Origin of the sequence: Nocardia shimofusensis NBRC 100134 (genome assembly GCF_001613125.1) — a bacterium.
GTDB classification, from domain to species: Bacteria; Actinomycetota; Actinomycetes; order Mycobacteriales; family Mycobacteriaceae; genus Nocardia; species Nocardia shimofusensis.
Map to the genome: position 1 here is coordinate 14,259 of NZ_BDBT01000020.1, position 17,530 is coordinate 31,788.

Consider the following 17,530-nt stretch of genomic DNA (forward strand, 5'->3'; position numbering starts at 1 on the left):
GGTGACGCGGACGCAACACGGTCGTGCTCGTAGCGCAACACCGCGGCAATCGCGCGCCCCTACCGTGGGCCGTCCGGGAGATGGAGGTGCGAGATGGATCTGGACACGATCCGGGAGGTCGTCGTACCCCGTGACCGGGCCGAACTCGCCGCGGCGAGGTCGTCGGCACCGGGGACCGCGATCCTGGCGGGCGGGACCTTCCTCTATTCCGAGCCGCAGGAGCGCCTGGATCGGCTCGTCGACCTCACCGGCCTGGGCTGGCCCGCGCTGACCCTGCACGAGTGCGGTCTGGAGATCGCCGCGACGTGCACGCTGGCCGAGTTCGCCGGGGCGACGCCGGGGCGGGAACTCGGCCTCTCCCCGCGCTGGTTCGGTCTGCCCGCCACCGCCTTGTTCGCCGCGTCCTGCCGGGCGCTGCTGGCCTCGCACAAGATCTGGCGCAGTGCGACAGTCGGCGGAAACATCTGCCTCGCGCTGCCCGCGGGCGCGGTGCTGGCCGCCCTGGTGGCCTTGGACGCCGACGCGGTGATCTGGCCCGCCTCGGGTGGGGAACGCCGGATCGCCCTGCGCGACTTCGTCCTCGGCCCGGGGCGCACCGTGCTCGAACCCGGCGACGTGCTGCGCGCGCTGAAGGTGAATTCGCTGATCCTGATGTCGCGCACGGCGATACGCAAGGTCGCGTTGGCTCCGCTCGGGCGCTCGGGCGCCGTGGTGATGGGCCGCCGCGATATCGACGGCACGGTCGCGCTCACCGTCTCGGCGGCCACCAGCAAGCCGGTCGTCCTCGGCTTCTACGGCGCGCCCACCCGCGAGGAGATCGACGAGGCCGTGGCGGGCATCGATCCGGAACTCTGGTTCGACGATCCGCACGGCGATCCCGCATGGCGCGCGCACGTCACCGGCCTGCTCGCCCACGAGGTGTGCTCCGAACTGGCAGGCGGTGCCCGGTCGTGAAATTCGAGATCGATGGCCGCACTGTCGAAACCGGCGCCCGGCCCGGTCAGTGCCTGCGCACCCTGCTGCGCGAGCACGGCGCGCTCGCGGTGAAGAAGGGCTGTGATGCCGGGGACTGCGGCGCGTGCACCGTCATGCTCGACGGGCTGCCCGTCCACTCCTGCGTCACTCCCGCTCACCGCGTCGACGGCGCCGCGGTCACCACCGCGACCGGACTCGGCACTCCTGAGCAGCCGCATCCGATCCAGCGGCGCTTCCTCGAGGAATCGGCCTTCCAATGCGGCTTCTGCACTGCGGGCATGGTCGTCACCGCGGCCGGCCTGTCCTGTGGGACGCCCGCCGCGCCCGCGGCCGAGGATCTCCCGGAACTGTTCAAGGGAAACCTCTGCCGCTGCACCGGCTATCGGCCGATTCTCGCCGCACTCGGTGCCGCGCGCACGCGCGATCCCTTCGGCCATGCCGAGACCGGCGGGTCCACCGTATTCCCCGAGGTGGCCGGGGCCGCTGGGGCGAGCGATCCTTTCGGCTCCGCCGGGAGCGGTGGCTTGGCTGGAGCACCCGCGCCCGCCGAATCCACTGCGACGACGGGACCGGCTGTATCGACCGCGACGGCCGGACCAGCCGGGCTCGCCGCTCCCGCCGAGTCGGCGGGCGAGCGCTATCCGTTCGGGACCGGATCCGTGCTCGGCGCGGACCTGCGCGCACCGGCGGGCCCGCGCATCGTGTGCGGGACCGAACCGTTCACTATGGATTTCCTCGCGGGGGAATCGGATCAGGCGCCGCCGACCGCGCCGCTGGAGCTGGCGGTCCTGACCAGCCCGCACCCGCACGCGCGGATCGTGTCGATCGATACCGCCGAGGCCGAGGCGCTGCCGGGGGTGCGCGCGGTGCTCACCCATGCCGACGCGCCGGATCGCGCCTTCTCCACCGCCAGGCACCAGGCGCGCGCCGATGATCCCGACGACACCTACGTGCTGGACGACACGGTGCGGTTCGTGGGGCAACGGGTCGCGGCCGTGGTGGCCGACGACCTCGGCGCCGCGTTGGCGGCGTGCCGGTTGCTGCGCGTCGAATACGAGCTGCTGCCCGCGGTGTTCGAGCCGGAGGACGCACTGGCCGAGGGAGCGCCGCTGTTGCACGGTGAGAAGACCGGTGACGCGCGGATCGCCGACCCGGCGCGCAATCTCGTCGCCGAGGTGCACGGGGAAGTCGGCTCGCTCGCCGACGGCCTGGCGCGGGCGGCGAAGGTGGTGCGCGGGGTGTGGCACAGTCCGCGCGCGCAGCATGTGCATCTGGAGACACACGGCGGGATCGGCTGGCTGGACACGAGCGGACGGCTGGTGATGCGGTCGAGCACGCAGGTGCCGTTCCTGGTGCGGGCGGAGCTGTGTGAGATCTTCGGACTCGAGCGGGACCGGGTGCGGGTGTTCGCCGCGCGGGTCGGCGGCGGGTTCGGGGCCAAGCAGGAGATGCTGGTCGAAGACCTCATCGCGCTCGCCGTGCTGCGGACGGGGCGGCCGGTGCGCTACGAGTTCACGCGTTCGGCGGAGTTCGTCTCCGCGACCAGCAGACATCCGATGCGGGTCGAGGTCACCGCGGGCGCGGACGCGATGGGCACCCTGACCGCGCTGGCGGTGGACGTGCTCACCGACGCGGGCGCGTACGGCAATCACAGCCCGGGCGTGATGTTCCACGGTGTGAGCGAGTCGGTGGAGGTCTACCGCTGCCCGAACAAGCGGGTCGACGCCCGGTCGGCCTATACCAACAATGTGCCCTCCGGCGCGTTCCGCGGATACGGGCTCGGGCAGATCATCTTCGGCATCGAGTGCGCGCTCGACGAGCTGGCCAGGGAACTGGGGATGAACCCGTTCGAGTTCCGCGCCCGCAATGTGATCGTCCCCGGGGACCCGTTCGTCGGCGCCGATGTCGAGCCGGGCGACCTGATGTTCGGCAGCTACGGCCTGGACCAGTGTCTGGCGAAGGCGCGGGCCGCGCTGCGGCGCGGCAACGGCGTCACCGCGCCCGGCCCGGACTGGCTGGTCGGGGAGGGGATGGCGCTGGCGATGATCGCGACCATCCCGCCGCGCGGCCACCATTCGGACGCCTCGATCACCCTGTGCCGTGACGGCCGCTACGAATTGCGTGTCGGCACAGCCGAATTCGGTAACGGTACGACGACCGTGCACGTCGGCCTCGCCGCCGCCGCGCTCGGGGTGCCCACCGGCCTGATCGACATCCGCCAGGCCGATACCGACCTGGTCGGCTACGACACCGGCGCGTTCGGCTCGACCGGCATCGTGGTCGCGGGCAAGGTCACCCATCTGGCCGCTGTCGAGTTGCGGCAACAGATCCTGGCCAGGGCCGCCGAGCTGACAGGTTCCGCACCGGGCGACTGCGCGCTCGGCCCCGACGGTGTGCGCTGTGGTTCCCGGCTGGTCACCGCGGCCGAGCTCACCGCCGACGGGGATGTGCTCGCCCGTGCGTCGCACGCGGGTACACCGCGCTCGGTCAGTTTCAATGTGCAGGCTTTCCGGGTGGCGGTGCATCCGGCCACGGGGCAGGTGCGCATCCTCCAGTCGATCCAGGCGGCCGACGCGGGCACGGTGCTGCATCCGGCACAGTGCCGCGGACAGGTGGAAGGCGGTGTCGCCCAGGCCATCGGCACCGCGCTGTACGAGGACATGCGCAGCGAGCGGGGAGTCGTCACCACCGACGTGCTGCGCCACTATCACATTCCGCAGGCCGCCGATCTGCCCGTCACCGAGGTCGAATTCGCCGCCACCAGTGACGAACTCGGTCCGCTCGGCGCGAAATCCATGAGCGAGTCCCCGTACAACCCGGTCGCGCCCGCACTGGCCAACGCCATTCGCGACGCCACCGGCGTCAGGATGTACCGGCTGCCCATGACCGCCGACCGTATCTGGCGAGCCCTGCGAGAAGGAGTGTCACGATGACCGCGACGCGGTTGCCGGAGAACGTCCGCGCCCGGATCGAGGCCATGCTCGAGGCCGTCGACGCGGGGTTGCGGGCGCACTATCGCGGACCGGGGGAGCGGGTCCAGCCGATCCACACCGCGTACGTGCCCGCCGACCAGGTCACCGCCGAGACCCCGGCGACCTGGGGCGCGGCCGCCCTCGCCCTCCTCGACCGGCATCGCGACGATCTGGCCGACCTCGACACCGCCGGGGTGCTGGACGCCGTGCGCGAGCGGCTGCGCGGCGACCCGATCCAGGACCTGCGCATCGACTTCGAGGACGGCTACGGCCCGCGCCCGGACGCCGAGGAGGACGCGGCGGCGCTGGCGGCAGGGGAGATCCTGGCACACTGGGCGAGCGCCGCGCACGGACCGCGCCGGTTCGGCATCCGGACCAAAGGACTCGGCGGACTGGAACGGCGACGCGCGCTGCGCACGCTGGAGCTGGTTTTCGACGGGGCAGGCGGCGTGCCGCCGGGATTCGTCGTGACGGTGCCGAAACTGCGCGCCGCCGAACAGGTCTCGGCGCTGGTCGCGCTGTGCGAGGGACTCGAACGCGGCAGCGGATTCGCCGCCGGGTCGCTGCGCTTCGAACTGCAGATCGAGAGCCCGCAGGCGATCGTCGGTCCCGACGGCAACGCGCCGGTCGCGCGGATGATCACCCTCGCCGAAGGCCGGTGCGACGCCCTGCATTTCGGCACCTACGACTACACCGCCGACTGCGGCGTCGCCGCCCCGTACCAGGCGCTCGACCATCCCGCCGCCGACCACGCCAAAGCGGTCATGCAGGTCGCCGCGGCGCAGACCGGGGTGTGGGTGTGCGACGGCTCCACCCAGATCGTGCCCGAGACCGACCCGCCCGCCGCCCTGCGCGAACACCACCGCCTGGTCACCCGTTCGCTGCGGCGCGGCTACTACCAGGGCTGGGACATGCACCCCGGTCACCTGATCACGCGCTGGGCGGCCACCTACGACTTCTTCCGATCCGCCGTCGAGGTCGCGGTGCCTCGGCTCGGCGCCTACCTCGGCGCGCGCGGGGGCGCGGATGTGGTCGACGAGCCCGCCACCGCGCAGGCGCTGGCCTCGACCGTGCTGCGCGCGGTGCGGTGCGGGGCGTACACCGAGGAGCAGTTGCGCGCCGACGCCCCAGGTCTCGGACTCGACGTGGTGCGCGCGCTGGCCCTGCGGCAGCCGGTGCCCACCCCCTAGGATCGGTCGGTGCTCTCGTACACCGATCCGTTGCCCGCGCGCCCGGAACGAGTGCTCGTGGCAGGTGTGTCGGGGGCGGGCAAGACCACCCTCGCGGCCAGGATCGCCGAGATCTCCGGCGGCGCGCACACCGAGATCGACGGGCTCTTCCACGGCCCCGGTTGGACCCCGCGCGGCGCCTTCCTCGACGATGTGCGCGCCCTCGTCGCAGCGCCTGCGTGGACCACCGAGTGGCAATACGGCATCGCCCGGCCCCTTCTCGCCGCCCGCGCCGACCTGCTGGTCTGGCTCGATCTGCCCTTCTACCGAGTGACCTTGCCCAGCGTTGTGCGGCGCACGCTGCGCCGCAGGCTGCGTCGCGAAGAGCTGTGGAACGGCAATGTCGAAGGCCCGCTGCGCCATTTCTTCACCGATCCCGAACACATCGTGCGCTGGGCGTACCGGACGCGGAACAAGTACACCGAGCTGGTGCCGCCGCTGGAGGGCATCCACGGGCAGCTCGTGGTCGTGCGGCTCCGCAGCAGGCGCGAGGTCGACACCTGGGTCACGGGCTCGCTCGCGGCGGCCTGCCGCGAACACCTCGCGCGCTCAGTCGAAGAGGGCGCGCACGAACGGAATCGAATCGACGAGTGAGGCGTTCACCGCGCTGCTGTGGTCCTCGTTGTAGACCTTCAGTGTCACCGGCTCGCCGCGCGCCATCAGGGTGGCGGCGAAGCGCAGGGTCTGCGGGGTGAGCACGTCGGTGTCGCGCAGGCCGTGGCCGAGGAACAGCGGGCGGTCGTAGCCGGATTCGGGCAGGCCCAGGTAGCTCGCGAGCATGCCGTGCGCATCGGGCAGGGAGCTCAGCGGGCGGGCGAACAGGGTGCCGAGCACGACGTTGTTCGCGCTGAGTTCGTTGCCGAAATCCTCGAGGCACGCGCTGCGCCCGCGCTCGACCCAGTCACGGCCCGTGTCGGTCAGCAGGGTCTCGATGCCCAGCTCCGGATGGGCGGTCTCGAGGCCGGCGAGCAGGTACAGCACATAGGCGCTCAGATGCGGGCCGAGTTCGATCGGCGGCACATTCGGGCCGAGGAACTGCAGCGCGTCTTCGATGTAGGCGGGCACCCCGGTGCCGACCGCGCCCCGGTAGTCCAGGTCAGGGCCGCCCAGCTCGGTGGCGTGGCGGGCGGTGAACACGGCCGCCGCGCCGCCCTGTGATTGGCCGACCACGACCCACTTGCCAGACAAGGACGGGTACTCGGCGGTGGCCGCGCGCACCGCGTCGACGATGTTGTGCGCCTCCACCATGCCGTCGAGATAGGGATGCTCGCCCGGCGTGCCGAGCCCGGCGTAGTCGGCGGCGACGATCGCGTAGCCCTGGTCGAGCCAGGCGCCCAGGTAGGCCCAGTCGCGTTCGCGCGCCCCCGGTCCGGCGATGCTGTAGGCGCAGTCGTCGCCGATGCCCACGGTGCCGTGCGCCCAGGCGATCACCGGCCAGCCGCCGGCAGGCGGTTTGCCCTGCGGAAAGTAGACGGCCGCGCTCGCCGTGGTGGGCGCGTCCCCGACGGTCGTCGAGCCGTACAGCAGGCGGGCGCCCGCCCCGGCCGCGGGCGGCGTCGCGATCGCGGCCAGCGGCTCGACCGACTCGACCACGCCGGTCGCCGGCGCGGCCTGCGCCGCGGTGGGCACGACGAACGGGGTGACCGCGCAGCCTGCGGCGACGGCCGTGGCGGCAAGGAATCTGCGCATCGCTGTCTCCTGTCGGGGCGGGGCTCGGCGATCTGCGCGAGCCGGCACGACCAGTCTCGCGCATGCCGGCGGCGTGCCGGGCCGAACCGGGCCCGGTGGCGCGAGCCACAGGGAGGGCGCCCGCCCGCTCTTGTGAAACGACTCACAACAACGCTACTACGGCGCGTCGTGCGGGGTCCCCCGGAGGGCGGGCAAAACAGTACGGGCGTTATGGTAAAGCCGCACGTCAGGGCTACCCGTGGGTAGATTTCACCCCTGCTATTCGCAGGCAAATTTTGCAAAGTTAGCAACGAGGGCCGCAAAGCTAGCTGGATTTCACACAAAGAACAGGTAGACGGCCATTTCTTCGTATGCCATCGTTTGTGAGTACACCCCGAAGGCATAGCAAGCCTGCAAAGCGCCGCCCCAGCAGTTCGAGCGTGATGCTCGGTCTCGTAGCGGCCGACCTACCGACCTACCGAAGGAAGTGGAGTCAGGAATGTCGACCACCGGCACCCCGAAGACCGCCGAGGAAATCCAGCAGGATTGGGACACCAACCCGCGCTGGAAGGGCGTCACCCGTAACTACACCGCCGAGCAGGTTGTGAAGCTCCAGGGCACCGTCGTCGAGGAGCACACCCTCGCCCGCCGCGGCTCGGAGATCCTCTGGGACCTGGTCAACAACGAGGACTACATCAACTCCCTCGGCGCCCTCACCGGCAACCAGGCCGTGCAGCAGGTCCGCGCCGGCCTGAAGGCCATCTACCTGTCGGGCTGGCAGGTCGCCGGTGACGCGAACCTGTCCGGTCACACCTACCCCGACCAGAGCCTGTACCCGGCCAACTCGGTGCCGCAGGTCGTGCGTCGCATCAACAACGCGCTGCTGCGCGCCGACGAGATCGCCAAGGTCGAGGGCGACACCTCGGTCGAGAACTGGCTGGCCCCGATCGTGGCCGACGGCGAGGCCGGCTTCGGTGGCGCGCTGAACGTCTACGAGCTGCAGAAGGCCATGATCGCCGCCGGTGTCGCCGGTTCGCACTGGGAAGACCAGCTGGCCTCGGAGAAGAAGTGCGGCCACCTCGGTGGCAAGGTGCTCATCCCCACCCAGCAGCACATCCGCACCCTGACCTCCGCGCGTCTGGCCGCCGACGTCGCCGGCGTGCCGACCGTCGTCATCGCCCGCACCGATGCCGAGGCCGCCACCCTGCTGACCTCCGACGTCGACGAGCGTGACCGCGAGTTCCTGGACGGCACCCGCACCGCCGAGGGCTTCTACGGTGTCAAGAACGGCATCGAGCCCTGCATCGCCCGCGCCAAGGCCTACGCGCCCTACTCCGACCTCATCTGGATGGAGACCGGCGTGCCGGACCTCGAGGTCGCCAAGAAGTTCGCCGAGGCCGTCCGTGGCGAGTTCCCGGACCAGCTGCTGGCCTACAACTGCTCGCCTTCCTTCAACTGGAAGGCGCACCTGGACGACTCGACCATCGCGAAGTTCCAGAAGGAACTGGGCGCCATGGGCTTCAAGTTCCAGTTCATCACCCTGGCCGGCTTCCACTCGCTCAACTACGGCATGTTCGACCTGGCGCACGGCTACGCCCGCGAGGGCATGACCGCCTTCGTCGACCTGCAGGAGCGCGAGTTCAAGGCTGCCGAGGAGCGTGGCTTCACCGCCATCAAGCACCAGCGCGAGGTCGGCGCGGGCTACTTCGACAGCATCGCCACCACCGTCGACCCGAACACCTCGACGGCCGCGCTGAAGGGCTCCACCGAAGAGGGTCAGTTCCACTGAGCCGAAACGGCCGGTGACAACTCCGGTTTCGTGACGGGACCACCCATGCCCCGTCTGCGGACCAGTCGTCCTCTACGCCAGTAGGGGTGTACTGCCCTCCCTCGCTGAACAGCCCCAGCGAGGGAGGGCATCCCTATACCTTGGGACCAGCCAGCCCAGCCAGACCAGACCCCAGCCACACCAGACCAGCAGGAGCGGGACGTGAGCAGCGAGAAGATTCAGCGTGTCGGAGTCATCGGCGCCGGACAGATGGGTGCCGGAATCGCGGAAGTGTGCGCCCGTGCGCACGTGGACGTGCTCGTCTACGAACAGACCAGGGAACTGGCCGCCGCAGGCCGCGCCCGCATCCTACGTTCGCTGGACCGCGGCGTCAGCAGCGGCAAGATCACCGAGCGTGAACGTGAGCAGGCCGCCTGGCGGCTGCGCTTCACCTCCGATCTCGCCGACTTCGCCGATCGTCAGCTGGTCGTCGAGGCCGTTCTTGAGAACGAAGAGGTGAAGACCTCGATCTTCGCCGAGCTCGACAAGGTCGTCACCGATCCGGACGCGGTGCTGGCCTCCAACACCTCCTCCATCCCGATCATGAAGATCGCCGTCGCCACCGCCAGCCCCGAGCGCGTGATCGGCATGCACTTCTTCAACCCGGTGCCGGTGCTGCCGCTGGTCGAGTTGGTCACCACCCTCAAGACCAGCGCGGCCGTCTCCGCGCGCGCGGAAGCCTTCGCGAGCGAGGTGCTGGGCAAGCAGGTCGTGCGCTCGGCCGACCGCTCCGGTTTCGTCGTCAACGCGCTGCTGGTGCCCTACCTGCTCTCGGCCATCCGCATGGTCGAGTCCGGGTTCGCCACCAAGGAAGACGTCGACAAGGCGATGGTGCTCGGCTGTGCGCACCCCATGGGTCCGCTGGCGCTGACCGACCTGGTCGGCCTGGACACCGTCAAGTCCATCGCCGACTCCATGTACGCCGAGTTCAAGGAGCCGCTGTACTCGGCCCCGCCGCTGCTCATGCGTATGGTCGAGGCCGGTCTGCTCGGCAAGAAGTCCGGCGCGGGCTTCTACCAGTACAACAAGTAACAACCCAGGTCTGCCGCGGGTCTGTGACGCACCCCGTTACCGCCGCGTGCGGTAGCGGGGTGTCGCGCACCCCGCTACTGCCGACAGCGACAGCGACAGCGTGGATACCGCTGCCGACCGGCGCTTCGCGGTGCTTCCCGCGGCGGCCGACATAAGCTGCAAGGACGAGAGCGCAACGCTGTGCGTCGCCGTTCGGCGGTTCACGCGCAGCCGATCGAAAGAAGGTTCCCGCGCATGGTCAACGTCACCGAGGGTTACGGATCGAGCATCCTGGGCTACCCCAGGATCGGACCGCACCGGGAACTCAAGCGGGCGCTGGAGTCCTACTGGCACGGCACGCTCAGCCGCGAGGAGCTGGTCGAGGTCGGGCGCGACATCCAGGACCGCCAGTTCCGCGAGCTGGCCGCGACCGGTCTCACCCAGGTCCCCGGCAACACCTTCTCCTTCTACGATCACATCCTGGACAACGCGCTGCTCTTCGGCGCGGTCCCGCAGCGCTTCCGGTCCCACCAGGACGGAATGGACCCGCTGGACTTCTACTTCCTGATGGCGCGCGGCCGACCCGATCTACCGCCGCTGGAGCTGGTGCGCTTCATCGACACCAACTACCACTACCGCCAGCCCGAACTCGAGCCCGACACCGAGTTCTCCCTGCATCCGGAGGCGCTGCTCGACGAGTTCGACCGCGCGATGGCCGTCGGGATCGAACTGCGCCCGGTGATCGTCGGCCCCGCCTCGCTGCTGCTGTTGTCCAAGGCGGGCGCCCAGCCCGGCGAGGCAGGCTTCGACACCCTGACTCTGCTCGACAAGCTGCTGCCGTACTACGAGGAACTGTTCGAGATCCTCGCCAAGCGCGGCGCCACCTGCGTGCAGCTCGACGAGCCCGCCTTCACCGGTGAACGCACCGAGGCCGAACTCGCCGCCTTCGAGCGCGCCTACCAGCGGCTGTCCAAGGCGCCGCTGCGTCCGCGCATCCTGGTCACCGGCCAGTACGGCGATTTCCGCCCGGCGCTGAACATCCTGGCGGCCACCGGCGTCGAGGCCATCGGTTTGGATCTGGCCAGCTACCGCATCGACCCCGACGAGCTGGCGAAGGTGCCCGGCATCCGCCGCAAGCGGCTCTACGCCGGCGTCATCAGCGGCCGCAACGTCTGGCGCGCCGACCGCTACGTGACCTTGGAATACCTCAACGCGCTGACCAAGGTCTGCCCTGATCTGGTGGTCTCCACCGGCAGCACCTTGCTGCACGTGCCCTACGACCTGCTCGTCGAATACGACATCGACGGCAATGTCGCCGACCGGCTCGCCTTCGCCAAGCAGAAGGTCGGTGAGGTCGTCTCGCTGGCCAAGGCGCTCACCGAGGGCCCGTCGGACAAGTGGCGCAAGCGTCCGCGCGAGGTGCACTTCAAGCAGAAGCACGCCGTGCGCCAGCGCGTCTACGCCATCACCTCGGAGATGCGTTCGCGCGAGCCCTACGAAGAGCGTCGCGCCGCCCAGCAGGCCAGGCTGAACCTGCCCCCGGTCCCGGCCACCACGCTCGGTTCGTTCCCGCAGACCGATCGCATCCGTCAGGCCCGCTACGACCTCGGCGAGGGACGGCTGTCCTACGAGGAATACCGCAAGCGCATCGAAGCCGAGATCGAGGCCACCATCCGCCTGCAGGAGGACATCGGCCTGGACGTGCTCGTGCACGGCGAGCACGAGCGCAACGACATGATCCAGTACTTCGCCGAACTGCTGGACGGTTTCGCCACCACCCACTTCGGCTGGGTGCAGGTCTACGGTTCGCGCTGCGTGCGCCCGCCGATCATCTACGGCGACGTCTCGCGTCCCGCGCCGATGACGGTGGACTGGATCAGCTACGCCCAGTCGCTGACCGACAAGCCGGTCAAGGGCATGGTGACCGGTCCGGTCACCATGATCGCGCGGTCGTTCGTGCGCCAGGACCAGCCGCTCTACGAGACCGCCGACCAGGTGGCGCTGGCCATCCGCGACGAGGTCGTGGATCTGGAGAAGGCGGGTATCGCCATCATCCAGGTCGACGAGCCCGCCATCCGCGAGATGCTGCCGCTGCACGATCGCGGCCGCGCCGAGTACCTGCGCTGGGCGGTCGGCGCGTTCCGCCTGGCGACCTCGGGGGTGCGGGCCGACACCCAGATCCACACCCACATCGGCTACTCCGGCCGCACCGAGATCGTCGACGCCATCGAGGAACTCGACGCCGACGTCACCGCCATCGTGGCCACCCGTTCCACCGAATGGGTGCTCAAGGCGCTCAAAGAGGACGCCGCGGGCGGTCACGGCCTCAGCCACGGCGTCGGACCCGGCGTCTACGAGAGCCGTTCGGCGCGGATTCCCGACATCGACGAACTCGACGAACTGCTCTCGGCCGCGGCCGAAGCCGTCACCCCGGAACGGTTGTGGGCCAACCCCGACGGCGGTCTCAAGACCCGCCACTACTGGCAGCTCGAGCCCTCGCTGCGCAATATGGTCGCCGCCGCCCGGCGCGTCCGGCGCCGGGCCGCCGCCGCTGTCGAAAAGTAACACTGACATCCCGGAGGTGACGTGCGGGCGCGCCACCGACCTTCGGCGCGCATGCGCTCGGCTCGGTCAGCCGTTATCCTTCCGCCGCGGGTTCACCCGCGGGCTGTCCGCGGGGTGTCGTTTCGACGGGAGAAAGCCGGTCCAGCGCTTCTTGCGGCCGGTTTTCCCGCCGGGCTCGGGTGTACCGGTGTCGTCGGACTTGACTTCGTAGCGGCGGATATAGGCGCCGGCGAAGGCCTGGACGGTGGCGGTGACGGGGATGGCCAGCAGTGCGCCGGTCGGGCCGAGCAACGCCGCGCCGGCGAGGACCGCGCCGAAGGCCACCGCGGGGTGCATGTCGAGAGTGGTGGCGGTGATTCTCGGCTGCAGGACGTAATTCTCGAACTGCTGGTAGATCAGGATGAAGCCGAGGATCCACAGGGCCGCGCGAGGGTCGTCGACGAGGGCGACGATGACCGGGAGCGCGCCGGCGAGGTAGGTGCCGACGGTGGGGATGAACTGGGAGACGACGCCGACCCAGAGGGCGAGGGCCAGGGCGGAGGGGATGTCGAGGATGCGCAGGGCGGCGTAGTGGGCGACGGCCGCGCACAGGGCGAGCAGGGCACGGGAGTAGATGTAGCCGCCGGTCTTGTCCACGGCGATGTCCCAGGCGCGCAGCACGTGTACTTGCTTCTCGGGTGGGAGCAACGAGCAGACGGCATTGCGGAAGCGGGGGCCGTCGGCGGCGAAGTAGAAGGTGAACAGCAGGATGCCCAGGACCTGGAACAGGGCGCCGACGGCCGCTGTGCCGATGCCCCAGGCGTTTTCGGCGAAGCCGACCAGATAGCCCTCGAGCTGGCCGCTCCATTCCGTGGCGTACTTGCTGATGTCGTCGGCGGACAGCTGGGTGTTGAAGGTGCGATTGATCCAGTCGACCAGCTGCACGACATTGGTCGGCGCGTTCTGAACCAGGGAGATGGCCTGGTCGACCAGCAGGGCGCCGAGCGTGCCGAAGAAGGCGGACGTGACGGCGATCAGGCCGATGAACACCAGTCCGGTGGCCAGACCGCGTCTCATGCCGCGCGCGGCCAGCCAGTTCACGGCGGGCTCGATCGCGAACGCCAGGAACAGCGAGACCAGCAGGATGGTGAGCAGGCCCTGCAGGCGCTCGAGCATCCACAGGCCGACCAGCAGACCGCAGATGGTCGCCGCGCCGAGGAGGAAGACCCGCAACAGCCACGGCGGCGGCGCGATGTCGACCTCGGTGCGTACCGCTCTCCTGGGCCGCGCCGACCCCCCGGCGAGCGGAGCGCCCGGCCGGTCCGCGCCGTCGTCGGTGGGAGTGGAGCCGACGGGAATCGCCCCGGGAGGAGCCGTGCCGGGGGAACTCTCCTCGGCGGTGTTCGCGTCGGTCTCGTTGTCGGCCACAGCACAAACGTAGCGATCGGGCCGGACCCGCGCTCACTCCATGCCGGGCGCGGCTACATGGTGGCCGCGTCGATGACGAAGCGGTAGCGCACGTCGCTGTCGACCACCCGGTCGTAGGCGTTGTCGATCTCGTCGGCGGAGATGACCTCGATCTCGGCGCCGATCCCGTGCTGGGCACAGAATTCCAGCATCTCCTGGGTCTGGGCGATGCCGCCGATCATGGAACCGGCCAGCGAGCGCCGGACAGCGGCCAGGTGGAAGGTGCGCAGGGTCACCGGGTTCTCCGGCATGCCGAGCATGACGAAGGTGCCGTCCCGGCGGAGCAGTCGCAGGTACTTCTCCACGGGCAGGTCGGCGGAGACGGTGTTGAGGATGAGATCGAAGCGGTTGCGCAGGTCGCGGAAGGTCTGGTCGTCGCTGGTGGCGTAGTAGTGGTGGGCGCCGAATCGCTTGCCGTCCTCCTGCTTGCTCAGTGAATGGCTCAGTACGGTCACTTCCGCGCCCATCGCGGCGGCCAGCTTCACGCCGATATGGCCGAGACCGCCCATGCCGACGATCGCGACCCGCTTGCCGGGGCCGGCATCCCAGTGCCGCAGCGGGGAGAACAGGGTGATGCCCGCGCACAGCAGCGGCGCGGCGACATCCAGGCCGATGCCCTCGGGGATGCGCAGCACGAAATTCTCCGTGACGACGATCTGCGTGGAGTAGCCGCCGAGGGTGTAGCCGCCCGGCTGCACGGACTCGGCGACCGGATGGTTGTAGGTCATGACCGAGCCGCGCAGGCAGTACTGCTCCTCGTCGGCGAGGCAGTTCTCGCACTTGCCGCAGGAGTCGACCAGACAGCCGACACCGACCCGGTCGCCGGGAGCGAACCCGGCGACCGCGCTGCCGACCGCGGCGACGATGCCCGCGATCTCGTGACCGGGCACGCACGGGTAGTGCGCGCCGCCCCATTCGTTGCGGGCGGTGTGGATGTCGGAATGGCAGATCCCCGCGTATTTCACGTCGATGAGCACGTCGTGCGGGCCCAGTTCGCGGCGTTCGACGGTGATCTTCCGGAACGAACCCTCCGGCGAGGACAGGGCGTATGCGGCAGCAGCGGTGCTCATGCGTACATGCCTACCGGCGCATGCACCGGATTGCCAACCGATCGGCGTCGTCTACCACCACAATGGGACGAGTTCCGGTCGCCGGACCGGGGGAGGCGGTGGGCGCATGCACGACGATCGGCGCGGTGGCGGCGGCGCGACCGCTGTGCTCGTGATCGTCGCGATGCTGGTGACCGCATTCCTCGGATTCGGCGGCGGGTGGCCGTTCCAGGAATCCGGCACCACGACCGCGACCCTCACCAGGCCGCCCGCGCCGCCCTTGGACCAGGCCGAGGTCGCCGCCGCGCTGAGCCCGGCGATGGTTCACATCACCACCCGCACCCGCGCTTTCGGGCAGGGCACCGCGGGCTCGGGGATCGTGCTCACCGCCGACGGGCAGGTGCTGACGAGTCATCACGTGATCAAAGGGGCCGAAGAGGTCGGTGTCGTCTCCGTCGCGACGGGTGAGGAGTTCGAGGCGACCGTGCTCGGCTACGACTCGACGGCCGACATCGCGCTGCTGGCGCTGGTCGGCGCGAAGAACCTGCCGACCGCCCGGCTGGGCAGTTCCTCCGGGTTGCGGGTGCGCGACGAGGTGCTCGCGCTCGGGAACGCGGGCGGCGCCGGCGGCACGCCCACCGCGACCCCCGGGCGGATCACCGCGCTCAACAGCACGATCGTGGCGCTCAATGCCGCCGATTTCTCGCGAAAGGCGCTGCGCGGCATGGTCGAGATCGAGGCGCCGGTGAGTTCGGGGCAGTCCGGCGGCGCGCTCGCCGACCGGCAGGCGACCGTGGTGGGCGTGGTGACCGCGTCGTCGGGGGAGACCCGGCCGGAATCCGAACCGGCCGCGCCCGCGAGCACCGAATCGCAGCGGCCGATCCCCTCGCCGTCGCGTGCTCGGGCCGAACCGGCGCGGGCGGGCGGGTACGCGGTGCCGATCGACACCGCCATGAAGGTGGTCGAGCAGATCCGGTCGGGCATTCCCAGCGACAGCGTGCACATCGGGCAGACCGCCACACTCGGTGTGCTGATCTCCGACGCCCGGCCGAGCGGCGCCCGCGTCGACGTCGCGCTCTACGGGATGCCCGCCTACGGGGCAGGCATCAGGGACGGGGAGACCATCGTCTCGCTGGACGGGCGGGCGATCGGCACCTCGCGCGCGTTGCGCGCCGCCATCGACAAGCGTCGTCCCCGGGAGACGGTGCGCATCGGCGTGGTCGGCGCGAACGGGATCGAGCGTGTGGTGAGCGTCGAACTGGGGTTGGGAACTCCGAACTGATCCCGCGCCCGGCCGCCACCGGGGCTCGCCGAGCCGGAAGCCGTCGCACCGGCGTATGGCTCGTCGGTGCGCGTCGAGGCTCCTGTTGCTCAGGCGAGGCTCAGCCAGTAGTCCTGGAAGCGCAGGAAGACCAGCAGCAGCACCACCGCGTAGAACACCGCGACAATGGTCCAGCGCCACTCGGCCAGTATTCCGAGCGGGCCGCCGGACCGTCCCCACAGCAGGTCGGTGAGCACCGCCAGCAGCGGGGTGACGACCGCCCACACCACCATGCAGTAGGGGCACAGCGCGCCGATCCGGTAGAGGCTCTGGAAGATCAGCCAGCAGACGAAGACGACGCCGAGCAGCATGCCCGCCCACAGCCCGCCCCAGATCCAGCGGGGCATCCCGACATGGGCGACGGCGAGCACGCCGAGCGTCACCACTACCGAGAAGCCGACGATGCCCATGAGCGGGTTGGGGAAGCCGAAGACGGCGGCCTGATCGGTCACCATCACCGAACCGCAGGACAGCACCGGGTTCAGGCTGCACGACGGGGTGTAGGCCGGGTCGACGAAGATCATGAATCGCTCGACGGTGAGAGTCACCGAGGCGATCCAGCCCGCCAGGCCGAACAGCAGGATCAGCCAGGCGGAACGAGCAGGGGCGACGATCACTGTCCCGCAGCCGCCTCGGCGATCGCCTGCTCGAGCTCGGTCGGCGCGATCTTCGCACCGTCGACGAATACCGTCGGCGTCGAGTTGACGCCCTCGCCGAACACGGCCTGGGTCTTGTCGGCCACGAACGTCGCATAGGTGCGGTCCTCGATGCAGCCCGCGACGGCGTCGGTGTACCCGGACTCCACGGCGATCGCGACGAGCTGTTCGTCGGTGTGGCCGGGACCGCCCTCGGCGGGCTGCTGGGCGTACATGCGGTCCAGCCAGCCCTGGAACTTCGCCGGATCCTGCTCGGCGACGCAGTAGGCGGCGTTGGCCGCGCGGCTCGAGTACTCGTTGGTGGAGGCGCGATCGAGGAAGGAGATGACGTTGTACTCCACGGCCGCGACGCCGCTGTTCACGGCGTCCTCGAGGACCTTGCCGTAAGCGGTCTCGAAGTTCTTGCAGGCCGGGCACTGCAGGTCGGCGACCACTCGGACGGTGACGCGGGCATCGGCCTTGCCGACGCGCACGGCGCCGCTGTCGGTGATCGAGCCGGTCACCGCGCCGGCGACGGGATCGCTCGGGGCCGGAATGGTCGGGGTGGCGGCCGGACCGTCGTCGCCGCGCATGGCGATACCGATGCCGATCGCCGCGATGAGGGCGACCAGCACCACGGCCACACCCGCTTGGATGACGATCTTGCGCCTGCGGTCGGCTCGCTCGGCCTCCTGCAAGAGATTGCGCCGTCCCGGATTGTTGCTCACCGTGCGTTCACCACGCCTTTCGCTAGCCTGACGATGGGGCCTGCTCCGACGATGCTAGTGGCGTGCGCGCCGCCGGGCGGTCGGGCACGGCCCATCATCGTCG

General features: G+C 70.1%; 13 protein-coding genes. 8 read left to right on the top strand and 5 right to left on the bottom strand.

What is annotated here, in order from left to right:
• Positions 1-93: 93 nt before the first annotated feature.
• The 4 genes from NS3_RS19120 to NS3_RS19135 are packed head-to-tail and all read left to right on the top strand — an operon-like array spanning position 94 to position 5,770.
• A complete protein-coding gene (locus NS3_RS19120) occupies positions 94-954 on the top strand; it encodes an FAD binding domain-containing protein (RefSeq protein WP_067861568.1) in 861 nt (286 codons plus the stop codon).
• On the top strand, positions 951-3,908 hold the full coding sequence (locus NS3_RS19125) for a molybdopterin-dependent oxidoreductase (protein WP_067861570.1): 2,958 nt from the start codon (positions 951-953) through the stop codon (positions 3,906-3,908). The genes NS3_RS19120 and NS3_RS19125 overlap by 4 nt, the downstream gene beginning before the upstream one ends.
• Positions 3,905-5,137, top strand: coding sequence for a DUF6986 family protein (locus tag NS3_RS19130; RefSeq protein ID WP_067861572.1), 1,233 nt, complete (start codon positions 3,905-3,907; stop codon positions 5,135-5,137). Before NS3_RS19125 ends, NS3_RS19130 begins: the two co-directional genes overlap by 4 nt.
• 9 nt (positions 5,138-5,146) lie before the next feature.
• The gene (locus NS3_RS19135; RefSeq protein ID WP_067861574.1) at positions 5,147-5,770 is read left to right on the top strand and encodes a P-loop NTPase family protein; all 624 of its coding nucleotides are present in this window, start codon (positions 5,147-5,149) and stop codon (positions 5,768-5,770) included.
• Here NS3_RS19135 and NS3_RS19140 read toward each other — a convergent pair.
• A complete protein-coding gene (locus NS3_RS19140; RefSeq protein WP_067861576.1) occupies positions 5,726-6,865 on the bottom strand; it encodes an alpha/beta hydrolase family protein in 1,140 nt (379 codons plus the stop codon). The genes NS3_RS19135 and NS3_RS19140 overlap by 45 nt on opposite strands.
• Before the next feature lie 478 nt (positions 6,866-7,343).
• Here NS3_RS19140 and aceA point away from each other — a divergent pair, with 478 nt between their 5' ends.
• The 3 genes from aceA to metE all read left to right on the top strand — a co-directional run bounded on the left by aceA (position 7,344) and on the right by metE (position 12,248).
• Positions 7,344-8,633 carry an isocitrate lyase gene (gene aceA, locus NS3_RS19145; RefSeq protein ID WP_067861578.1) on the top strand — a complete coding sequence of 430 codons (1,290 nt, stop codon included), beginning with the start codon at positions 7,344-7,346 and terminating at the stop codon, positions 8,631-8,633.
• Between the two features lie 201 nt (positions 8,634-8,834).
• Complete coding sequence (locus NS3_RS19150) at positions 8,835-9,704, top strand: 3-hydroxybutyryl-CoA dehydrogenase (protein WP_067861580.1); 870 nt, start codon at positions 8,835-8,837, stop codon at positions 9,702-9,704.
• A gap of 234 nt (positions 9,705-9,938) precedes the next feature.
• Positions 9,939-12,248 (top strand): 5-methyltetrahydropteroyltriglutamate--homocysteine S-methyltransferase, encoded by a 2,310-nt coding sequence (metE, locus tag NS3_RS19155; protein WP_067861582.1) that lies wholly within the window; start codon positions 9,939-9,941, stop codon positions 12,246-12,248.
• Between the two features lie 66 nt (positions 12,249-12,314).
• On the opposite strand, the gene NS3_RS19160 is transcribed toward metE, so the two are convergent.
• Together NS3_RS19160 and NS3_RS19165 are read right to left on the bottom strand one after the other, a co-directional pair.
• The gene (locus NS3_RS19160; RefSeq protein WP_245649695.1) at positions 12,315-13,655 is read right to left on the bottom strand and encodes an AI-2E family transporter; all 1,341 of its coding nucleotides are present in this window, start codon (positions 13,653-13,655) and stop codon (positions 12,315-12,317) included.
• A gap of 53 nt (positions 13,656-13,708) precedes the next feature.
• Positions 13,709-14,764 (bottom strand): NAD(P)-dependent alcohol dehydrogenase, encoded by a 1,056-nt coding sequence (locus NS3_RS19165; protein ID WP_067861584.1) that lies wholly within the window; start codon positions 14,762-14,764, stop codon positions 13,709-13,711.
• Positions 14,765-14,870: 106 nt separating this feature from the next.
• Between NS3_RS19165 and NS3_RS19170 the strand changes: the two genes are divergently transcribed.
• Positions 14,871-16,025, top strand: a complete 1,155-nt coding sequence (locus NS3_RS19170; protein ID WP_067861585.1) for a S1C family serine protease — start codon at positions 14,871-14,873, stop codon at positions 16,023-16,025.
• A gap of 89 nt (positions 16,026-16,114) precedes the next feature.
• On the opposite strand, the gene NS3_RS19175 is transcribed toward NS3_RS19170, so the two are convergent.
• Positions 16,115-16,681, bottom strand: a complete 567-nt coding sequence (locus NS3_RS19175) for a vitamin K epoxide reductase family protein (protein ID WP_067861587.1) — start codon at positions 16,679-16,681, stop codon at positions 16,115-16,117.
• Complete coding sequence (locus NS3_RS19180) at positions 16,678-17,427, bottom strand: DsbA family protein (protein WP_067861589.1); 750 nt, start codon at positions 17,425-17,427, stop codon at positions 16,678-16,680. Before NS3_RS19180 ends, NS3_RS19175 begins: the two co-directional genes overlap by 4 nt.
• Positions 17,428-17,530 lie beyond the last annotated feature (103 nt).

Bases quoted from the DNA above. Each gene is read 5' to 3' on its own strand.
- NS3_RS19165 (WP_067861584.1), bottom strand. From the start codon at position 14,764: ATGAGCACCGCTGCTGCCGCATACGCCCTGTCCTCGCCGGAGGGTTCG.
- NS3_RS19120 (WP_067861568.1), top strand. From the start codon at position 94: ATGGATCTGGACACGATCCGGGAGGTCGTCGTACCCCGTGACCGGGCC.
- metE (WP_067861582.1), top strand. From the start codon at position 9,939: ATGGTCAACGTCACCGAGGGTTACGGATCGAGCATCCTGGGCTACCCC.
- NS3_RS19170 (WP_067861585.1), top strand. From the start codon at position 14,871: ATGCACGACGATCGGCGCGGTGGCGGCGGCGCGACCGCTGTGCTCGTG.
- aceA (WP_067861578.1), top strand. From the start codon at position 7,344: ATGTCGACCACCGGCACCCCGAAGACCGCCGAGGAAATCCAGCAGGAT.
- NS3_RS19130 (WP_067861572.1), top strand. From the start codon at position 3,905: ATGACCGCGACGCGGTTGCCGGAGAACGTCCGCGCCCGGATCGAGGCC.
- NS3_RS19140 (WP_067861576.1), bottom strand. From the start codon at position 6,865: ATGCGCAGATTCCTTGCCGCCACGGCCGTCGCCGCAGGCTGCGCGGTC.